The sequence below is a fragment of the Streptococcus sp. LPB0220 genome, from assembly GCF_008727815.1.
In the GTDB taxonomy this organism is placed as follows: domain Bacteria; phylum Bacillota; class Bacilli; order Lactobacillales; family Streptococcaceae; genus Streptococcus.
The window spans coordinates 134,316-152,522 of sequence record NZ_CP044230.1; the positions used below are offsets into that span (position 1 = coordinate 134,316).

Annotated in this window: 21 protein-coding genes; 20 read left to right on the forward strand and 1 reads right to left on the reverse strand. The window is 43.9% G+C overall.

Annotated features, from left to right (window positions below):
• Positions 1 to 4: 4 nt before the first annotated feature.
• From trpD to LPB220_RS00800, 8 genes are all read left to right on the forward strand, one after another.
• A complete protein-coding gene (gene trpD / locus LPB220_RS10920) occupies positions 5 to 1,009 on the forward strand; it encodes an anthranilate phosphoribosyltransferase (protein ID WP_229060287.1) in 1,005 nt (334 codons plus the stop codon).
• Positions 1,006 to 1,773, forward strand: a complete 768-nt coding sequence (gene trpC, locus LPB220_RS00770; protein ID WP_150905087.1) for an indole-3-glycerol phosphate synthase TrpC — start codon at positions 1,006 to 1,008, stop codon at positions 1,771 to 1,773. Before trpD ends, trpC begins: the two co-directional genes overlap by 4 nt.
• Complete coding sequence (locus tag LPB220_RS00775; RefSeq protein WP_150905089.1) at positions 1,760 to 2,347, forward strand: phosphoribosylanthranilate isomerase; 588 nt, start codon at positions 1,760 to 1,762, stop codon at positions 2,345 to 2,347. Before trpC ends, LPB220_RS00775 begins: the two co-directional genes overlap by 14 nt.
• Positions 2,337 to 3,542: a tryptophan synthase subunit beta gene (gene trpB / locus LPB220_RS00780; protein WP_150905091.1), complete on the forward strand. Its 1,206-nt coding sequence runs from the start codon at positions 2,337 to 2,339 to the stop codon at positions 3,540 to 3,542. The genes LPB220_RS00775 and trpB overlap by 11 nt, the downstream gene beginning before the upstream one ends.
• A gap of 1 nt (position 3,543) precedes the next feature.
• Complete coding sequence (gene trpA, locus LPB220_RS00785) at positions 3,544 to 4,320, forward strand: tryptophan synthase subunit alpha (RefSeq protein WP_150905093.1); 777 nt, start codon at positions 3,544 to 3,546, stop codon at positions 4,318 to 4,320.
• A gap of 141 nt (positions 4,321 to 4,461) precedes the next feature.
• Positions 4,462 to 5,925 carry an alpha-L-fucosidase gene (locus LPB220_RS00790; RefSeq protein ID WP_150905095.1) on the forward strand — a complete coding sequence of 488 codons (1,464 nt, stop codon included), beginning with the start codon at positions 4,462 to 4,464 and terminating at the stop codon, positions 5,923 to 5,925.
• Positions 5,926 to 6,182: 257 nt separating this feature from the next.
• On the forward strand, positions 6,183 to 8,828 hold the full coding sequence (gene polA, locus LPB220_RS00795; protein ID WP_150905097.1) for a DNA polymerase I: 2,646 nt from the start codon (positions 6,183 to 6,185) through the stop codon (positions 8,826 to 8,828).
• A gap of 71 nt (positions 8,829 to 8,899) precedes the next feature.
• Positions 8,900 to 9,352, forward strand: a complete 453-nt coding sequence (locus LPB220_RS00800; RefSeq protein ID WP_021154247.1) for a CoA-binding protein — start codon at positions 8,900 to 8,902, stop codon at positions 9,350 to 9,352.
• 56 nt (positions 9,353 to 9,408) lie between these two features.
• Here LPB220_RS00800 and LPB220_RS00805 read toward each other — a convergent pair whose 3' ends face one another.
• Positions 9,409 to 10,278 carry a DUF975 family protein gene (locus LPB220_RS00805; RefSeq protein ID WP_150905099.1) on the reverse strand — a complete coding sequence of 290 codons (870 nt, stop codon included), beginning with the start codon at positions 10,276 to 10,278 and terminating at the stop codon, positions 9,409 to 9,411.
• A 149-nt stretch (positions 10,279 to 10,427) separates the two neighbouring features.
• On the opposite strand from LPB220_RS00805, the gene tgt reads away from it, so the two are divergent.
• The 12 genes from tgt to rpsC all read left to right on the forward strand — a co-directional run bounded on the left by tgt (position 10,428) and on the right by rpsC (position 18,204).
• Positions 10,428 to 11,570 carry a tRNA guanosine(34) transglycosylase Tgt gene (gene tgt / locus LPB220_RS00810; protein ID WP_129299720.1) on the forward strand — a complete coding sequence of 381 codons (1,143 nt, stop codon included), beginning with the start codon at positions 10,428 to 10,430 and terminating at the stop codon, positions 11,568 to 11,570.
• Position 11,571: 1 nt separating this feature from the next.
• A complete protein-coding gene (locus LPB220_RS00815) occupies positions 11,572 to 12,192 on the forward strand; it encodes a uridine kinase (protein ID WP_150905101.1) in 621 nt (206 codons plus the stop codon).
• Between the two features lie 108 nt (positions 12,193 to 12,300).
• A complete protein-coding gene (locus LPB220_RS00820) occupies positions 12,301 to 13,212 on the forward strand; it encodes a helix-turn-helix domain-containing protein (RefSeq protein WP_191904612.1) in 912 nt (303 codons plus the stop codon).
• Positions 13,213 to 13,288: 76 nt separating this feature from the next.
• Complete coding sequence (locus tag LPB220_RS00825) at positions 13,289 to 13,669, forward strand: hypothetical protein (RefSeq protein WP_150905105.1); 381 nt, start codon at positions 13,289 to 13,291, stop codon at positions 13,667 to 13,669.
• Positions 13,670 to 13,992: 323 nt separating this feature from the next.
• Positions 13,993 to 14,301, forward strand: a complete 309-nt coding sequence (gene rpsJ / locus LPB220_RS00830; RefSeq protein WP_003009585.1) for a 30S ribosomal protein S10 — start codon at positions 13,993 to 13,995, stop codon at positions 14,299 to 14,301.
• Between the two features lie 81 nt (positions 14,302 to 14,382).
• Positions 14,383 to 15,009, forward strand: a complete 627-nt coding sequence (gene rplC, locus LPB220_RS00835) for a 50S ribosomal protein L3 (protein ID WP_003010846.1) — start codon at positions 14,383 to 14,385, stop codon at positions 15,007 to 15,009.
• A 24-nt stretch (positions 15,010 to 15,033) separates the two neighbouring features.
• On the forward strand, positions 15,034 to 15,657 hold the full coding sequence (gene rplD / locus LPB220_RS00840) for a 50S ribosomal protein L4 (RefSeq protein WP_003009591.1): 624 nt from the start codon (positions 15,034 to 15,036) through the stop codon (positions 15,655 to 15,657).
• Complete coding sequence (locus tag LPB220_RS00845) at positions 15,657 to 15,953, forward strand: 50S ribosomal protein L23 (RefSeq protein ID WP_003009593.1); 297 nt, start codon at positions 15,657 to 15,659, stop codon at positions 15,951 to 15,953. The genes rplD and LPB220_RS00845 overlap by 1 nt, the downstream gene beginning before the upstream one ends.
• A gap of 17 nt (positions 15,954 to 15,970) precedes the next feature.
• Positions 15,971 to 16,804, forward strand: a complete 834-nt coding sequence (rplB, locus tag LPB220_RS00850; protein WP_000512900.1) for a 50S ribosomal protein L2 — start codon at positions 15,971 to 15,973, stop codon at positions 16,802 to 16,804.
• A 96-nt stretch (positions 16,805 to 16,900) separates the two neighbouring features.
• The gene (gene rpsS, locus LPB220_RS00855) at positions 16,901 to 17,182 is read left to right on the forward strand and encodes a 30S ribosomal protein S19 (RefSeq protein WP_000533766.1); all 282 of its coding nucleotides are present in this window, start codon (positions 16,901 to 16,903) and stop codon (positions 17,180 to 17,182) included.
• A gap of 11 nt (positions 17,183 to 17,193) precedes the next feature.
• Positions 17,194 to 17,538 carry a 50S ribosomal protein L22 gene (rplV, locus tag LPB220_RS00860; protein WP_000818139.1) on the forward strand — a complete coding sequence of 115 codons (345 nt, stop codon included), beginning with the start codon at positions 17,194 to 17,196 and terminating at the stop codon, positions 17,536 to 17,538.
• A gap of 12 nt (positions 17,539 to 17,550) precedes the next feature.
• Positions 17,551 to 18,204 carry a 30S ribosomal protein S3 gene (rpsC, locus tag LPB220_RS00865; protein WP_003002336.1) on the forward strand — a complete coding sequence of 218 codons (654 nt, stop codon included), beginning with the start codon at positions 17,551 to 17,553 and terminating at the stop codon, positions 18,202 to 18,204.
• Positions 18,205 to 18,207: the final 3 nt, after the last annotated feature.

An 18,207-nucleotide genomic window follows, 5' to 3' on the forward strand; every position in this document is an offset into this window, starting at 1 on the left:
GAAGATGAAACAAGTGCTTGCAAAAGTAGCGGAAGGAATGGATCTAACCAGTGCAGAGTTAGAAGCTGCTATGGAGGAAGTTGTTGCTGGTCGTGCTTCAGAAGCACAGGTGACGGCCCTTCTTCTAGGTCTTAAAATGAAGGGAGAAACGGTTGAAGAGCGGACGGCTATTGCAAAAGTGATGCAGGCCTATGCAGTCGCTATTCCTACAGAAGTTCAAGGAGCAATGGACAATTGTGGAACGGGGGGCGATCGTTCTTATAGTTTCAATATTTCAACAACAGCTGCCTTCGTCCTTGCTGGTGGTGGCATCAAGATGGCGAAACACGGAAATCGTTCGATCTCTTCTAAATCCGGTTCTGCGGATGTACTAGAAGCTCTAGGAATTAACCTTGATTTGGGTCCAGAAGACTTGGGACGAGTGTTTGAAAAGGCGGGAATTGTCTTCCTATTTGCCAAAAATCTGCATCCTGGCATGCGCTATATTATGCCCGCTCGCTTGGCGCTAGGGGTTCCAACGGTGATGAACTTAACCGGTCCTCTTATCAATCCGATTCCTCTAGAAACCCAGCTATTGGGAACCAGTCGTCCAGATATGCTGGAAAGTACGGCGGAGATTCTAAAGAATTTGGGAAGGAAACGCGCAGTGGTGGTGAGTGGTCCACAAGGTTTGGACGAGGCAGGCCTTGATGGAGAAACCCAGCTCGCTATTCTGGAAGATGGACAGGTTACTTTATCCAGTTTTCAACCAGAAGATATAGGAATGGAGCGCATTGAAATTGATCAAGTACGAGGTGGTGACGCCAAACGCAATGCGGAAATTTTGCTCAGTGTCTTGAAGAATGAAGCAAGTCCCTTCTTAGAGGTGACGGTCTTGAATGCTGGCCTTGGTTTTTATGCCAATGGCAAGGTAGATTCTATCAAGGAAGGGATTGCCTTGGCACGTGAAGTGATTGCCAGTGGGGCTGCCCTTGAGAAATTGAGATTATTACAGGAGTATCAAAAATGAGTCAAGAATTCTTGCCAAAGATTCTAAAGGAAAAGGCGCGTGAAGTGGCTGCGATGAAAGAAGAGAAACTCCAACCTTTGCGCGAGACCTACCGCCTGTATGATTACCTAAAGAGTCATCCAGAAAAGCTTCAGATCATCGCAGAGGTGAAAAAGGCTAGCCCGAGTCTGGGAGATATTCATGTCGATGTGGATATCGTCGCGCAGGCTAAGATTTACGAAGAAAATGGGGCCGTGATGATTTCTGTCTTGACTGATGAAGTGTTTTTCAAGGGCAGTATCGAGTATCTCCGCGAAATATCTAGTCAGGTGCGTATCCCCACCCTCAACAAAGATTTCATTGTGGATGAAAAGCAAATAATTCGGGCGCGAAATGCAGGGGCAACCGTGATCTTGTTGATTGTTGCAGCCTTATCAGAGACTCGTCTGAAAGAGCTCTATGAGTTTGCGACCCATCTTGGCCTGGAGGTCTTGGTGGAGACCCATAATCTGACAGAACTAGAGGTGGCTCACCGGATTGGGGCTCAGATCATAGGGGTCAATAATCGCAACTTGGTGACCTTTGAGACAGATCTCCATACTAGCCTTGAATTGGCGGCCAATTTTGAACAAGAACCGGTTTACATCTCGGAGTCTGCTATTTTTACAGCAGCAGATGCTCGCATGCTGGGTCCTTATTTTAATGGTATTCTCGTTGGGACAGCTCTCATGAAGGCAGACAATGTGGCTGAAAAGGTAAAGGAGTTGCAGATTGACAAAGGTTAAAATTTGCGGACTATCCACTCCAGAAGCCGTCCAGACCGCTGTTGAGGCCGGTGCGGATTACATTGGTTTTGTTTTTGCACCAAGCAAACGGCAAGTCACGCTGGAGCAGGCCCGGCAGTTGGCTACAGGGATTCCAAAGGGGGTTCAAAAAGTCGGAGTTTTTGTATCACCACAAAGAGAAGAAGTGGAGAAAGCTTGCCAAGTTGTGGGCTTGGACCTGATACAAGTGCATGGACCGATGGATGAAACCATCTTGCAAGAGTTTCCCCAACAAACGATTCGCGCTGTTCAAGTGGGGAAAGATACAGCTCTTTCTGAGACCAGTGCCGATTATCTGCTCTTTGATGCTCCTGTAGCAGGAAGTGGGCAGACTTTTGACTGGCAAAAGCTCGAAACCCAAAATTTCACAAAGCCCTTCTTTATTGCAGGAGGCTTGACGGTAGACAATGTAACAGATGCCATTTGCTTCTTTCATCCTTATGCGGTGGATGTATCCAGTGGGGTCGAGACAAATGGAAAAAAAGATCAAGAAAAGATAAAACGATTTATAGAAAGGGTCAAGCATGGCATATAAACAACCAGATCAAAATGGATTTTACGGGCGGTTCGGGGGACGATTTGTCCCTGAAACCTTGATGACAGCAGTTTTAGAATTAGAAGAAGCCTACAGAGAAAGTCAAGCAGATCCTTCTTTTCAAGCAGAATTGGATCAGCTTCTGAAACAATATGTCGGTCGGGAAACACCGCTCTATTACGCTAAAAATCTTACCAAGTATGTCGGTGGAGCCAAGATCTTTCTTAAAAGAGAAGACCTCAACCACACAGGGGCTCATAAAATTAATAATGCCCTAGGACAGGTTTTGTTGGCACACCGGATGGGCAAAAAGAAGATCATCGCAGAAACAGGGGCTGGACAGCACGGTGTTGCAACGGCAACGGCTGCTGCTTTATTTGATATGGAATGCACCATCTACATGGGGGAAGAAGATGTCAAACGCCAAGCTCTCAATGTCTTTCGGATGGAATTGTTGGGCGCCAAGGTTCAATCAGTAACAGATGGGTCGCGTGTCCTCAAGGATGCGGTCAATGCTGCTCTTAGAGCTTGGGTAGCAAATGTGGAGGATACCCACTATATCATGGGTTCTGCTCTAGGACCTCATCCATTCCCAGAAATTGTCCGTGATTTTCAAAGTGTCATCGGTCGAGAAGCCAAACGCCAATTTGCAGAGCAAAATGATGGTGCGCTACCAGATGCCGTCCTAGCCTGTGTAGGAGGCGGATCGAATGCCATTGGGCTCTTTTATCCTTTTGTTGAGGACACCTCTGTTGCCATGTATGGGGCAGAAGCTGCTGGCCTTGGGGTAGATACAGACCAGCATGCAGCAACCTTGACCAAGGGGCGTCCGGGAGTCCTTCACGGCGCCTTGATGGATGTGTTACAGGATGCCCATGGACAGATTTTAGAAGCCTTCTCGATTTCAGCAGGTCTCGATTATCCAGGAATTGGGCCGGAGCATTCTTATTTCCATGACATCAAGCGGGCAACCTATGTGCCTGTTACAGACCAAGAAGCACTCGAAGCCTTTCAATTGCTTTCGAAAGTAGAAGGAATCATTCCAGCTCTAGAATCGAGCCATGCTATCGCCTATGCGGTGAAGTTGGCCAAGGAAATGGGGCCTGAAAAATCTATGATCGTTTGCTTATCAGGTCGTGGGGACAAAGATGTGGTACAAGTCAAAGACCGCCTAGAACAAGAGAGGGGAGAGTAAGATGGGAAAGACCTTAACAGAGCATTTACAAAAGCTGAAAGACCAGCAGCAAGGGATCTTTGTTCCTTATATCATGGCAGGAGATCATGAAAAAGGCTTGGCAGGTTTGCAGGAAACCATCCAATTTTTGGAGGAGCTTGGTGTCTCAGCTATTGAGGTTGGCATTCCTTTTTCGGATCCGGTGGCAGATGGCCCTGTGATTGAAGAGGCGGGACTACGAAGTTTAGCCCATGGGACGACGACAGAGGAACTGGTGCAAACGATCCAGCGTCTGAAGACAAGTGTTCCTTTGGTCATCATGACCTATTTCAACCCCTTGTTCCAATATGGGCTCGAAAACTTCTTTAGAGCTGTAGAAGGAACAGCGGTCAAGGGAGTGATTATTCCGGATCTTCCTCATGAGCATGCGGATCTGGTAGAGCCTCTCTTAGTGGATAAAGACATCGCTTTGGTGCCGCTAGTGAGCTTAACCACAGGAATCGAGCGCCAGAAGAAATTGATCCATGATGCAGAAGGATTTATCTATGCCGTTGCTGTCAATGGAGTGACGGGGAAAGCTGGTAGCTATCGAGATGACTTGGATCACCACTTGGCCCAATTACACGAAATAGCTTCGATTCCTGTTTTAACAGGTTTTGGAGTTTCCAGCATGGAGGATATTCACCGTTTCAACAAGGTCTCAGATGGCGTTATTGTGGGATCTAAAATCGTTAAGGCTCTCCACCAAGGGGAGACAGACGCCGTCGCTCATTTTATTTCTCAAGCAGTGAAGGGCTAACAGGTCTATTCTATTTGTAATTGGCTTGATTCTCCTAGATCAAGCTCTTTGTCTACTATTTTAAACATTGCCCTCGTTTATCTTTACAAACGAGGGTTTCTCGATACAATAGAGATAGTAATAAGAAAAGAGGAGAAGAGAATGATAAGCCTTGAAGAGATTAATCAAGTCGTCCAGTCAGGCCCTTTTGAACCAAGCTGGGACTCTCTTAGCCATCAAGTCTGTCCAGACTGGTATCGGGATGCTAAATTTGGAATATTTATCCACTGGGGCGTCTACAGTGTACCTGCCTTCGGTTCGGAGTGGTATTCACGAAATATGTATATCCAAGGGAATCCTTGCTATGACTACCATCGAGAGTATTTCGGAGATCAGGCTAGCTTTGGTTACAAGGAGCTCATTCCTCTCTTTACAGCGGATCGATTTGATCCGGCATCTTGGCTGGATCTCTTTCAAAAAGCAGGCGCTCAGTATCTTTTCCCAGTTGCGGAGCACCACGATGGTTTTCAGATGTATGCCTCTACTCTCTCGCCTTATAATAGCTTAGAAATGGGGCCGAGACGAGATGTCTTAGGAGAACTGAGGGTGGAAGCAGAAAAACGTGGTCTACACTTCTGTACGTCGTCTCACCGGGCAGAGCACCAGTTTTTCTTTTCACATGGCAAGGAGTTTGCCAGTGATATTCTGCAAGAAGTTCCAAGAGACAGCCTCTATTGGCCAGCAGAGCCAGAACCGAAGGATCATTTTGATCTCACCTCCAAGCCCTATCCAAGTGAAGAGTTTTTGGAAGACTGGCTCTTGCGAACCTGTGAACTGGTGCGGGATTATCAGCCAGAGCTCCTTTATTTCGATTGGTGGATCCAGCATGAGAGTTTCCGTCCCTACTTAATGTGCTTTTTGGCTTACTATTACAATCTAGCAGCACAAGAGGATCGCGAGGTGGCCGTTTGTTACAAACAGGATGCCCTACCTTTTGGTTCAGGAATCGTCGAGATGGAGCGGGGAGGCTACGGAGAGACGCAAGCCTTTCCGTGGCAAATGGATACTGCGATTGCCCGTAATTCTTGGTGCTATACCCTGGATCTAGCCTACAAGACCAGCAAGGAATTGTTGCAAAATTTAGTTGATGTTGTGGCAAAAAATGGGAATCTTCTGCTCAATATTGGACCCAAGGCAGATGGTACCATCCCTGAGCAAGATCAAGACATCCTTACAGAGATCGGGGACTGGCTGGCGGTAAACGGAGAAGCCATTTATCAGAGCCGGCCTTGGCGGGTGTCATCGGACGGACCGACCGAGGCCCAGGAAGGTTCCTTCTCAGATGGACAAGCACCACTCTATACCAGCCAAGATTTCCGCTATACCATGCGTGATGGCTTTCTTTATGCCATCCAGCTGGAACCAAGTGGAAGGACAGAAGAGCTGACCTTGCCATCTCTCGCCTATGATCTCAAGCAACCGAGAATTCTTCATGCGCGCATTCAAAAGGTGGAGCTCCTTGGAGAAAGCCAGCCCCTTTCTTGGAGCCAAGATGAGACAGGGCTCCATCTTCAGTTACCAGCTTGTAGCAAAAAACAACCGCGTGTTTTGCGCCTCAGCTTTTAGTTTTCTTGAAGCTTTCTATAAGGAATCGTTTAGGTTTCTCTTGTATACTGTACTCATCCAATAAGAAATGAGGTACAGAAAATGAAAATCTCAGTCAATTATCCAAAACGCTTTAAGAAATTGCCACAACAAGGTTCTTGTTACGGCGAATAAACACTTCTCTTCATTTTTCATAAGAAACTCCTAAAGAAGGCTCTACCCGAAAGGGTAGAGTTTTTATGTACCAGAGACCTTGTGATTCGTGGTATAATAGGCCTATGGAAAAAAAGAATAAATTACTACTCATCGACGGGTCTTCCGTCGCTTTTCGTGCCTTTTTCGCACTCTATCATCAAATTGATCGCTTCAAAAATGCCAATGGTTTGCATACCAATGCGGTCTATGGCTTTAACCTCATGTTGAGCCATCTATTGGAGCGCATCCAACCAACCCATGTCCTCGTTGCTTTTGATGCAGGAAAGACGACCTTCCGGACAGAGATGTATGCCGACTACAAAGGGGGCCGTGCAAAAACTCCAGATGAGTTCCGTGAGCAGTTTCCTTTCATTCGTGAGCAACTGGATCATTTGGGAATCCGCCATTATGAGCTGGCCCAGTATGAAGCGGATGATATTATTGGGACGCTAGATAAGATGGCAGAAACTAGCTCGGTGCCATTTGATGTGACCATTGTCTCTGGGGACAAGGATTTGATCCAGCTGACAGATGACAATACGGTGGTTGAAATCTCTAAAAAAGGGGTAGCGGAGTTTGAGGAATTCACTCCATCCTACCTCAAAGAAAAGATGGGGCTGACACCCGAGCAATTTATCGACCTCAAGGCCTTGATGGGAGATAAGTCGGATAATATCCCAGGTGTCACAAAGATCGGAGAAAAGACCGGGATCAAACTACTCCTAGAATACGGCTCTCTCGATGGCATTTACGAGCATATCGACGAGATGAAGGCTTCTAAGATGAAGGAAAACCTCATCAACGACAAGGAGCAGGCCTATCTGTCTAAGACCCTTGCGACCATCGATACCAATGCGCCCATTGAAATTGGACTTGACGATATCACCTATACGGGCCCTCATCTAGAAAATCTCGCCAAGTTTTATGAGGAGATGGGCTTTAAGCAACTCCGTCAAGCCTTGGATCTCAGTGGAGAAGAAGCGGCTCCTTTAGCTATTGACTATACAGAAGTCGAGCAAGTCACTTCAGATATGCTCACGGAAGATAGTTTCTTCCATTTTGAGATTTTTGGGGACAATTACCATACGGAACCCATCATCGGTTTCGCATGGGGGACCAAAGGTCAGCTCTACGCGAGTACAGATACTGGTCTTTTACAAACACCGATTTTCAAAGAATTTCTCGAAAAAACGCTCCTCAAGGTCTATGACTTCAAGCGGGCCAAGGTCTTGCTCAGCCACTTGGGCATTTCCCTTCAAAATCCCGCGTTTGACAGTCGATTGGCCAAGTATCTCTTGTCGACCGTAGAGGACAATGAAATTTCAACCATTGCGAGTCTCTATAGTCAGATTGCGCTGCCGCTGGACGAAGTCGTTTATGGCAAGGGAGTCAAAAAAGCTATCCCAGAGAAGGCGGTCCTATTAGAGCATTTGGCACGGAAAGTCGCTGTTCTACTGGATACCGAAGAGCCCATGGTGGAACAGTTGCAAGCCCATGACCAGCTAGATTTGCTCTATGATATGGAGCAACCACTAGCAGCTGTTTTGGCCAAGATGGAAATCGCAGGGATTAAGGTAGAACGCCAGACCCTAGAAGACATGCAGGCGGAAAACGAAGCAGTCTTGGAACGCTTGACCCAAGAAATCTACGAGCTAGCAGGCGAAGAGTTTAACATCAATTCTCCAAAACAATTGGGTGTCATCCTCTTTGAAAAATTGGAACTCCCTCTTGAATATACGAAGAAGACCAAAACCGGCTATTCAACAGCCGTTGATGTCTTGGAACGCCTGGCTCCAATTGCACCGATTGTGTCTAAGATTCTTGAATACCGCCAAATTGCTAAGATCCAGTCGACCTATGTCATCGGTCTTCAAGATTGGATTTTGGAAGATGGGAAGATCCATACCCGCTATGTACAGGATTTGACGCAGACAGGCCGTTTGTCTAGCGTGGATCCCAATTTGCAAAATATCCCTGTCCGATTGGAACAAGGTCGCCTTATTCGTAAGGCCTTTGTCCCAGAAGAGGAAAACAGTGTCTTGCTGAGTTCAGACTATTCACAGATCGAATTGCGCGTCTTGGCCCATATTTCGGGAGATGAGCATTTGATTGATGCCTTTAAACATGGGGCAGATATCCATACATCGACTGCTATGCGCGTTTTCAATATTGAAAAACCAGAAGACGTGACGCCGAACGACCGTCGCAATGCAAAAGCAGTAAACTTCGGTGTGGTTTATGGAATTTCCGACTTTGGACTGTCTAACAACCTAGGGATCAGTCGAAAAGAAGCCAAGGCCTACATTGAGACCTACTTCGAACGCTACCCTGGCATCAAGGACTATATGGAGAGAGTGGTACGGGAAGCGCGTGATAAAGGCTATGTGGAGACTCTCTTCAAGCGCCGTCGGGAGATTCCAGATATCAATTCTCGCAACTTCAATGTTCGAGGGTTTGCGGAGCGGACAGCTATCAACTCACCAATCCAAGGATCGGCAGCAGACATCTTGAAAATTGCCATGATCCACTTGGACCAAGCGCTAGAAAGAGGAGCATACAAGACCAAGATGCTCCTTCAGGTCCACGATGAAATCGTTCTGCAAGTACCAAGTGATGAACTGGCAGCGATCAAAGAACTCGTCAAAGAGACCATGGAATCCGCTATTGAGCTTGCAGTACCACTGGAAGCCGATGAAAATGAAGGCAAAACATGGTATGAAGCCAAATAAAATGGCAGTCGTACAAGCACGTCCAGTATCATATAAATTCTTAAGACAAGAAACACAAAAAGGAGATTCTTATGGCTTATTCATTTCGCAATCCTAGTGATGGCATTATCAAACATTACCTAGAAACGAGCAAGATCATCGCTGTAGTTGGATTATCTGATCGTGAAGACACAACCAGTCATCGTGTCAGCAAGGAGATGCAAGAGCGGGGCTATCGGATTATTCCTGTCAACCCCCGCGCAGCTGGAGGGCAAATCCTTGGAGAAACGGTGTATGCTAGCTTGCAGGAGATTCCTTTCCCAGTAGATATCGTCGATGTATACCGTCGCAGTGAGTTTTTACCAGATGTGGCACGTGATTTTATTGAGACGGATGCGAAAATTTTCTGGGCACAATTGGAGCTGGAAAATCAAGAAGCAGAAGAAATCCTTCGTGGAGCTGGACGAGAAGATATCGTCATGAACCGCTGTATCAAACGGGAACACACCCGACTGATCTTAGGGGACTCCCTATACGGTTTATAAATGATAAACAATTGAATAGAAGAAAACCCCAGCAAGCTGGGGTTTTCTTCTTACTCTTATTCAGTTTCATGGCTTGGATGGCCTGTAAAATGGCGCGGCCCTTGTTTGATCTGCTTGATTTGATCGTAAAAGGCAATTTGGCAGTTGATAAAGTAAGGCATGGTATAAAAGCCGATGACATCGCGCGTGAAGTAATTCAAGAAGTACCAACCAATCAAGGTTAGGTCGAGCACCAAGCGATTGCTGCGAAAGCCTTTCATGGTTTCACGACTTTGGCGAAGCACTCCAAAGGCTCCCTTGTAGTCGCCGTCTCGTAATTGCTCATAGAGGATCAATTCGACCAAGCTGAGACTGTAGTATTGTGGCAGGTAAAAGAGGAGGCCGATCAGGCCGAGTGCGACACCAGCAGTCATCAGAGGCATTTGTTGCATGAGAGATTGAAATTCAGGACTGGAAGCACTCAAAGTGCTAGGGTTGCTCACCTTGTCGTAAATCGCTAAAAATCGAATGCTGGCGTAGGTGCTGATGAGACTCCCCACATAGAGGATGAGTCCCCATAAAAAGAGGACGGCTTGCTTCAAGATCAAGGTGGCAAATACAGAGGTAAAGCGATCTTGTTTAAAGATATCTAAGACACGTGTTCGGTGTTCGATCTTGGGATTAATCGTATCTAAATAGCTAAAAGTCGCACCGAACACTAAAATGGAGATGACAAAGGAGACGACAGAAGGAAAGAGTTGCCGCTGGATCATGTAGATACTTGCTTGCTGCAAGGTCATATCCGGTAGTAGATCGACCAGATCTTGCCCACTTAAGAGGAAGTTAGCAAGAATGGTCAACAGGACCGGAAGAGCAAAAAGGATAGCTAAGCCCGGATGCTGGACTTGCATGGTACGTGCCCGGAGGCGAATCAATTTAAGGTTCATAGATGACACTCTCTTCATAGTAGTACTTTTTATTATAACATAAGTCCGTGACAGAGCCGGTAAAATTTGGTACAATCTACAGGTGCTCACAGGAAAACTGTGACAGGAATAAGAAGGCTGGGACTGTTTTTCCCAGTACGGAGGTAACCATGACAGATTCACCGATTCAATATCGATTAATCAAAAAAGAAAAGCATACAGGTGCTCGTCTGGGAGAAATTATCACCCCTCACGGGACCTTCCCAACCCCAATGTTTATGCCCGTAGGGACTCAGGCAACCGTCAAGACCCAATCGCCAGAAGAACTCAAGGAGATGGGTTCCGGAATTATCTTGGCCAACACCTATCATCTTTGGCTTCGTCCGGGGGATGATCTAGTCGCAAAAGCAGGAGGATTGCATCAGTTCATGAACTGGGATCAGCCAATTTTGACAGATAGTGGAGGTTTCCAAGTCTATTCACTAGCGGATAGCCGCAATATCACCGAAGAAGGGGTGACCTTTAAAAACCACCTCAACGGCTCGAAGATGTTCCTTTCTCCAGAAAAGGCTATTTCCATCCAAAACAATCTAGGCAGTGACATCATGATGTCCTTTGACGAATGTCCTCAGTTCTATCAGCCTTATGATTATGTGAAAAAATCAATCGAACGGACCAGCCGTTGGGCAGAACGTGGGCTAAAAGCTCACCGTCGCCCTCATGATCAAGGTCTGTTCGGGATTGTCCAAGGGGCTGGTTTTGAAGACTTGCGCCGTCAGTCCGCCCAGGATCTTGTCAGCATGGACTTTCCAGGTTATTCTATTGGTGGGTTAGCTGTTGGTGAAAGCCATGAAGAGATGAATGCAGTACTTGATTTCACAACTCCGCTCTTACCAGAGAACAAGCCGCGTTATCTCATGGGAGTAGGAGCTCCAGACAGTCTGATCGATGGGGTGATTCGTGGTGTGGATATGTTTGACTGTGTCTTGCCGACGCGGATCGCTCGAAATGGTACCTGTATGACTAGTCAAGGACGCCTGGTAGTGAAAAATGCTCAATTTGCAGAAGATTTTACACCGCTGGATCCTGAATGTGATTGCTACACTTGTAAGAATTACACCCGAGCTTATCTTCGCCACCTCCTAAAGGCAGATGAGACCTTCGGCATTCGCTTGACAAGCTATCATAACCTCTATTTCTTGATCAACCTTATGAAGCAGGTCCGTCAAGCCATCATGGATGACAATCTCTTAGAATTCCGGGAGCATTTCGTCGAAAAATATGGATATAACAAATCAGGACGGAATTTCTAGGATGGATCGCGAAAGACTATTAGACTCCTTGGTAAAAAAGATCCAGGCAAAAGAATGGCAGACCATTGGGATCTATGGTCATGGTGGTTCAGGAAAAACAACCTTTGCAAAAGCACTCTGTGAGCGATTGGACCTCATGAAAGTTAATCTTTTAGAGACAGATCCCTATGTTATTGGAAGTCCAAGAGGATTGGTTGTACCAAAAGACTCCCCAGGTCAAAAAGTGACCGCATGTCTGTCGAGTGCCCACGAATTAGCTAGTCTAGAACGAGATATTCAAGCCCTTCAAGCGGGAATGGATATACGAACGATTGATCAGCCATGGTCTCCAAGCCACATATTATCTGGCAACAAGCCCATTCTCATCGTAGAAGGGATGTCAGTAGCTTTTTTACCCAAGTCTTTGTTTGATCAAACCATTTGTTTTTACACAGATGATCATACGGAACTAGAAAGACGATTAAGTAGAGACGTTGCCCAACGAAATCGAGAAATGGACTTCATCTATCGAACTCACCAGATCAGGCGAGAACAATACCATCAGTACTACCAACCTATGGAAGGTGAAGCAGATATCCTGGTCAATACATCACAAGATCAATTTTGTATTGAAAAAGAATAGAAAGTTCTACGAAAAAGTAGAACTTTTTTGATTAAATTTCATAGAGCATCGATATTGTTGTAAGCAAATTTGTTATTGGGTATAATGTATTCAGGAAGGACGATAACTATGGTAGAAGATCTTCGAAAATTTGCAACTCTTGTGAAAAAATATAGAAAACAAAAAGGAATGACCAAAGAAGAGTTGTGTCAGGATGAGAGCGAGTTGACTGTACGTCAATTAACTCGAATAGAGTCAGGCTTGTCGAGACCAACATTAACTAAGATAAATTTTTTAGCTGAACGACTAGACATGAATTTATTTTCATTGATGCCAGACTATACAGAATTACCAAAAGAATATTTAGACTTAAAATACCAATTATTAAGAAATACGACGTATTCGGATAAAAGAAAGATTTATGAAGAGGAAAAACGTTTCGAAATCATATATGAGAATTATTATGAAGATTTGCCTGAAGAGGAGCAATTGATTGTTGATATCTTAACCACTATATCCGATGTTAATGAAAGTGAATTGATTGAACTTGGGAATCATTTATTGGAGGATTATCTTGATCAACTAAAAAAGAAGAATACATATACCTTAAATGATCTATTGCTGATTAAATTACTTTTAATAGTAATGATACACGATGATGACATATACTGTAATCCAGGATGGCAATTGTTACCGCAAATTGTACAAAGGTTATTGGTAGATGATGGTGAATTATTGATCTATCAGCAATTTGTATTGAGAGATACACTTTTTCTAGCTTTAGGGTTGTTTTTTAGATTAGGTGATTATAAAAAAGTTAGAGAAATATTAGACAGGTTAATCCAAATTATGGAACGAACTCAAGACTATCAGAAAAAATCTTTGATAGATATGTTCGAATGGAAATATTATCTTAGTTTTAAGAATGATAAGAAAGAGGCTAAAAAGTATTACGAATCAGCTATACACTTTGCAGAAATGATTAAAGAAGATATGCTATTAAAAAAACTAAAACAGGAATGGCAACAGGATATCAAATAATTAGCAGGACATTTTTGTCCTGTTAAACTATATATCAAAAACCTATAATAAGTGTATTAAGAAAGTAGGTGAAAAAATGGCTAATCAAACTAAAAAGATCATATCTCTAATAGCAACAGTTCTATCTATTGGGATTGTATCGTATGCATTACAAAAAAACGCCGTTGCTGAATCAACAGGAATTGATCAAAAGGAAAATCAAACAATACAAATTTATAAAAAACTCTTGAGTGGTAAATCAGAAAAAGAAATAAATGATTATTTTGGTAATTTACCTGATAGTAAAGTAATTGTCGCTGATGAATCCGGTGGATTTACAACGAGTTCCACAAATGATTATAGTAATCCAGTTGAAACTATTGATGAGAGAGGGAATAAAGAGTTAAAGTCATTTCAAGATACAAGCACTGCATCAACAATTGGTGAAATAAAAGCAGCCTTGAAAATCAATAAATAAAAAGTGAAAAGATCAAAGATGTAATCATCGTATCTCTTTACGTTAAAAAGTTCTACGAAAAAGTAGAACTTTTTTCTATATAATAGCAACTTTTTTAGCACTCAATTTCTTTCGAAAACACTTTCATCAAAAAAACGAAAAAAATCTTCTCAAATCCCTTGCATTGGGCCTTTGTTTGTGTTAAACTACTATGGTGCTGTGAAAAACAGCTATTAGCTTTGATGCAAGAGGTTGCGACACGCTCGGTTGCATTGCCACGCAACGCGCGTCGGTTTTCTTGTGGAGCTAGCCTATTATCTTAAATAGACGAAAAGGAGAAAAAGATGGCAAACAAAAAAATCCGCATCCGTTTGAAAGCGTACGAACACCGTACACTCGACACAGCGGCTGCAAAAATCGTAGAATCAGCTACTCGTACAGGTGCACAAGTTGCGGGTCCAATCCCACTTCCAACTGAGCGTAGCCTCTACACAATCATTCGTGCGACTCACAAATACAAAGATTCTCGCGAACAATTCGAAATGCGTACACACAAACGTTTGATCGACATCATCAACCCAACTCAAAAAACAGTTGACGCTTTGATGAAATTGGATCTTCCAAGTGGTGTAAACGTAGAAATCAAACTTTAATTTAAAGCTTGATCCAGAGCATAAAAAACGCTCGTTAAAAACTTTTTGAATAAAAAACTATAGAAAAGGAACTATTTTCTCATGACAAAAGGAATCTTAGGGAAAAAAGTGGGAATGACTCAAATCTTCACTGAAGCTGGCGAATTGATCCCTGTAACAGTTATCGAAGCAACTCCAAACGTTGTTCTTCAAGTTAAAACTGTTGAAACAGATGGTTACAACGCTATCCAAGTTGGTTTCGATGACAAACGCGAAGTATTGAGCAACAAACCTGCTAAAGGACATGTAGCAAAAGCTAACACGGCTCCTAAGCGCTTCATTCGTGAATTCAAAAACGTTGAAGGCTTGGAAGTTGGTGCTGAAATCACAGTTGACACTTTCGAAGCTGGAGACATTGTTGATGTAACTGGTACTTCTAAAGGTAAAGGTTTCCAAGGTGTTATCAAACGCCACGGACAATCACGTGGACCAATGGCTCACGGTTCTCGTTACCACCGTCGTCCAGGTTCTATGGGACCTGTTGCACCTAACCGCGTATTCAAAGGTAAAAACCTTGCAGGACGTATGGGTGGCGATCGTGTAACAATTCAAAACCTTGAAGTTGTACAAGTTGTTCCAGAAAAGAACGTTATCCTTATCAAAGGTAACGTACCAGGTGCTAAGAAATCTCTTATCACTATCAAGTCAGCAGTTAAAGCTGGTAAATAATAAGGAAAGGGGAATACAGTCAAAATGGCAAATGTAACATTATTCGACCAAACTGGTAAACAAGCGGGCGAAGTTGTTCTTAACGATGCGATCTTTGGTATCGAACCAAACCAAGCAGTTGTATTTGATGTGATCATCAGCCAACGTGCTAGCCTTCGTCAAGGAACTCACGCAGTTAAAAACCGTTCAGCCGTTTCAGGTGGCGGACGCAAACCATGGCGTCAAAAAGGAACTGGACGTGCTCGTCAAGGTTCTATCCGCTCTCCACAATGGCGTGGTGGTGGAATTGTCTTCGGACCAACTCCACGTAGCTATGCGTACAAACTTCCTCAAAAAGTTCGTCGCCTTGCACTTAAATCTGTTTACTCAGAAAAAGTTGCTGAAAACAAATTTGTAGCCGTTGATTCTCTTGAATTTACAGCTCCAAAAACTGCTGAATTTGCAAAAGTTCTTGCAGCTTTGAGCATCGATTCTAAAGTCCTTGTTATTCTTGAAGAAGGAAACGAATTCGCAGCTCTTTCAGCTCGTAACCTTCCAAACGTGAAAGTTGCGACTGCTACAACTGCAAGTGTTCTTGACATCGCAAATAGTGACAAACTTCTTGTTACTCAAGCAGCTATCTCTAAAATCGAGGAGGTTCTTGCATAATGAATTTGTATGATGTTATCAAAAAACCTGTTATCACTGAAAAGTCAATGGCTCAACTTGAGGCAGGCAAATATGTATTCGAAGTTGACACTCGCGCTCACAAACTTTTGATCAAACAAGCTGTTGAAGCTGCGTTTGAAGGTGTAAAAGTTGCGAATGTGAACACTGTAAACGTAAAACCTAAAGCAAAACGCGTTGGACGTTACACTGGTTTTACTTCAAAAACTAAAAAAGCTATCATCACGCTTGCAGCTGATTCTAAAGCAATCGAGTTGTTTGCTACTGAAGCTGAATAATCTAAGGAGGAAATATCGTGGGAATTCGTGTTTATAAACCAACAACAAACGGTCGCCGTAATATGACTTCTTTGGATTTCGCTGAAATCACAACAAACACACCTGAGAAAACTTTGCTTGTTTCTCTTAAAAACAAAGCAGGTCGTAACAACAACGGTCGTATCACTGTTCGTCACCAAGGTGGTGGACACAAACGTCATTACCGTTTGATCGATTTCAAACGTAACAAAGATGGAGTTGAAGCAGTCGTTAAAACGATCGAATACGATCCAAACCGCTCAGCTAACATCGCGCTTGTACACTACACTGACGGTGTGAAAGCTTACATCATCGCCCCTAAAGGTCTTGAAGTAGGTCAACGCATCGTATCAGGACCAGAAGCAGATATCAAAGTCGGAAACGCTCTTCCACTTGCTAACATCCCAGTTGGTACTTTGATCCACAACATCGAATTGAAACCTGGTAAAGGTGGAGAATTGGTACGTGCTGCTGGAGCTTCTGCTCAAGTATTGGGTTCTGAAGGTAAATATGTACTTGTTCGTCTTCAATCAGGCGAAGTTCGTATGATTCTTGGAACTTGCCGTGCTACAGTTGGTGTTGTTGGAAACGAACAACATGGACTTGTCAACCTTGGTAAAGCGGGACGTAACCGCTGGAAAGGTGTTCGCCCTACAGTTCGTGGTTCTGTAATGAACCCGAATGATCACCCACACGGTGGTGGTGAAGGTAAAGCACCAGTTGGACGTAAAGCGCCATCTACTCCTTGGGGTAAACCTGCGCTTGGTCTTAAAACTCGTAACAAGAAAGCGAAATCTGACAAACTTATCGTTCGTCGTCGCAACCAAAAATAATCATAAGCAACTAGCTTACACTTTCCGCCAGCTCGGTAGCGCTGCATAGCAGCGCAAGCCGCTGTGGTACTAAATTTTAAAGGAGAAAATTACAAAATGGGACGTAGTCTTAAAAAAGGACCTTTCGTCGATGAGCATTTGATGAAAAAAGTTGAAGCTCAAGCAAACGACGAAAAGAAAAAAGTAATTAAAACTTGGTCACGTCGTTCAACGATCTTCCCAAGTTTCATCGGATACACTATCGCAGTTTATGATGGACGTAAACATGTACCTGTTTACATCCAAGAAGACATGGTAGGTCACAAGCTTGGTGAATTTGCACCAACTCGTACTTACAAAGGTCACGCGGCAGACGACAAGAAGACACGTAGAAAATAAGGAGAACATAAATGGCAGAAATTACTTCAGCTAAAGCAATGGCTCGTACAGTGCGTGTTTCACCTCGTAAATCACGTCTTGTTCTTGACAACATCCGTGGTAAAAGCGTAGCCGATGCCATCGCTATTTTGACATTCACACCAAACAAAGCTGCAGGGATCATCCTTAAAGTGTTGAACTCAGCAGTAGCAAACGCTGAAAACAACTTTGGTTTGGAAAAAGCTAACTTGGTAGTATCTGAAGCATTCGCAAACGAAGGACCAACAATGAAACGTTTCCGTCCACGTGCGAAAGGTTCAGCTTCACCAATCAACAAACGTACAGCTCACATCACAGTAGCTGTTGCAGAAAAATAAGGAGGTAAACTCGTGGGTCAAAAAGTACATCCAATTGGTATGCGTGTTGGTATCATCCGTGATTGGGATGCCAAATGGTATGCTGAAAAAGAATACGCGGATTACCTTCATGAAGATCTTGCAATCCGTAAATTCATTCAAAAAGAATTGGCTGACGCAGCCGTTTCAACTATTGAAATCGAACGCGCAGTAAACAAAGTTAACGTTTCTCTTCACACTGCAAAACCAGGTATGGTTATCGGTAAAGGTGGAGCAAACGTTGATGCACTTCGTGCAGCTCTTAACAAATTGACTGGTAAACAAGTACACATCAACATCATTGAGATCAAACGTCCTGACTTGGATGCTCACCTTGTTGGTGAAGGAATCGCTCGTCAATTGGAACAACGTGTTGCTTTCCGTCGTGCACAAAAACAAGCGATCCAACGTGCTATGCGTGCTGGAGCTAAAGGAATCAAAACTCAAGTATCAGGTCGTTTGAACGGTGCAGATATTGCCCGTGCAGAAGGATACTCTGAAGGAACTGTTCCACTCCACACACTTCGCGCTGATATCGATTACGCTTGGGAAGAAGCAGACACTACTTACGGTAAACTTGGTGTTAAAGTATGGATCTACCGTGGTGAAGTTCTTCCAGCTCGTAAAGACGCTAAAGGAGGTAAATAACCA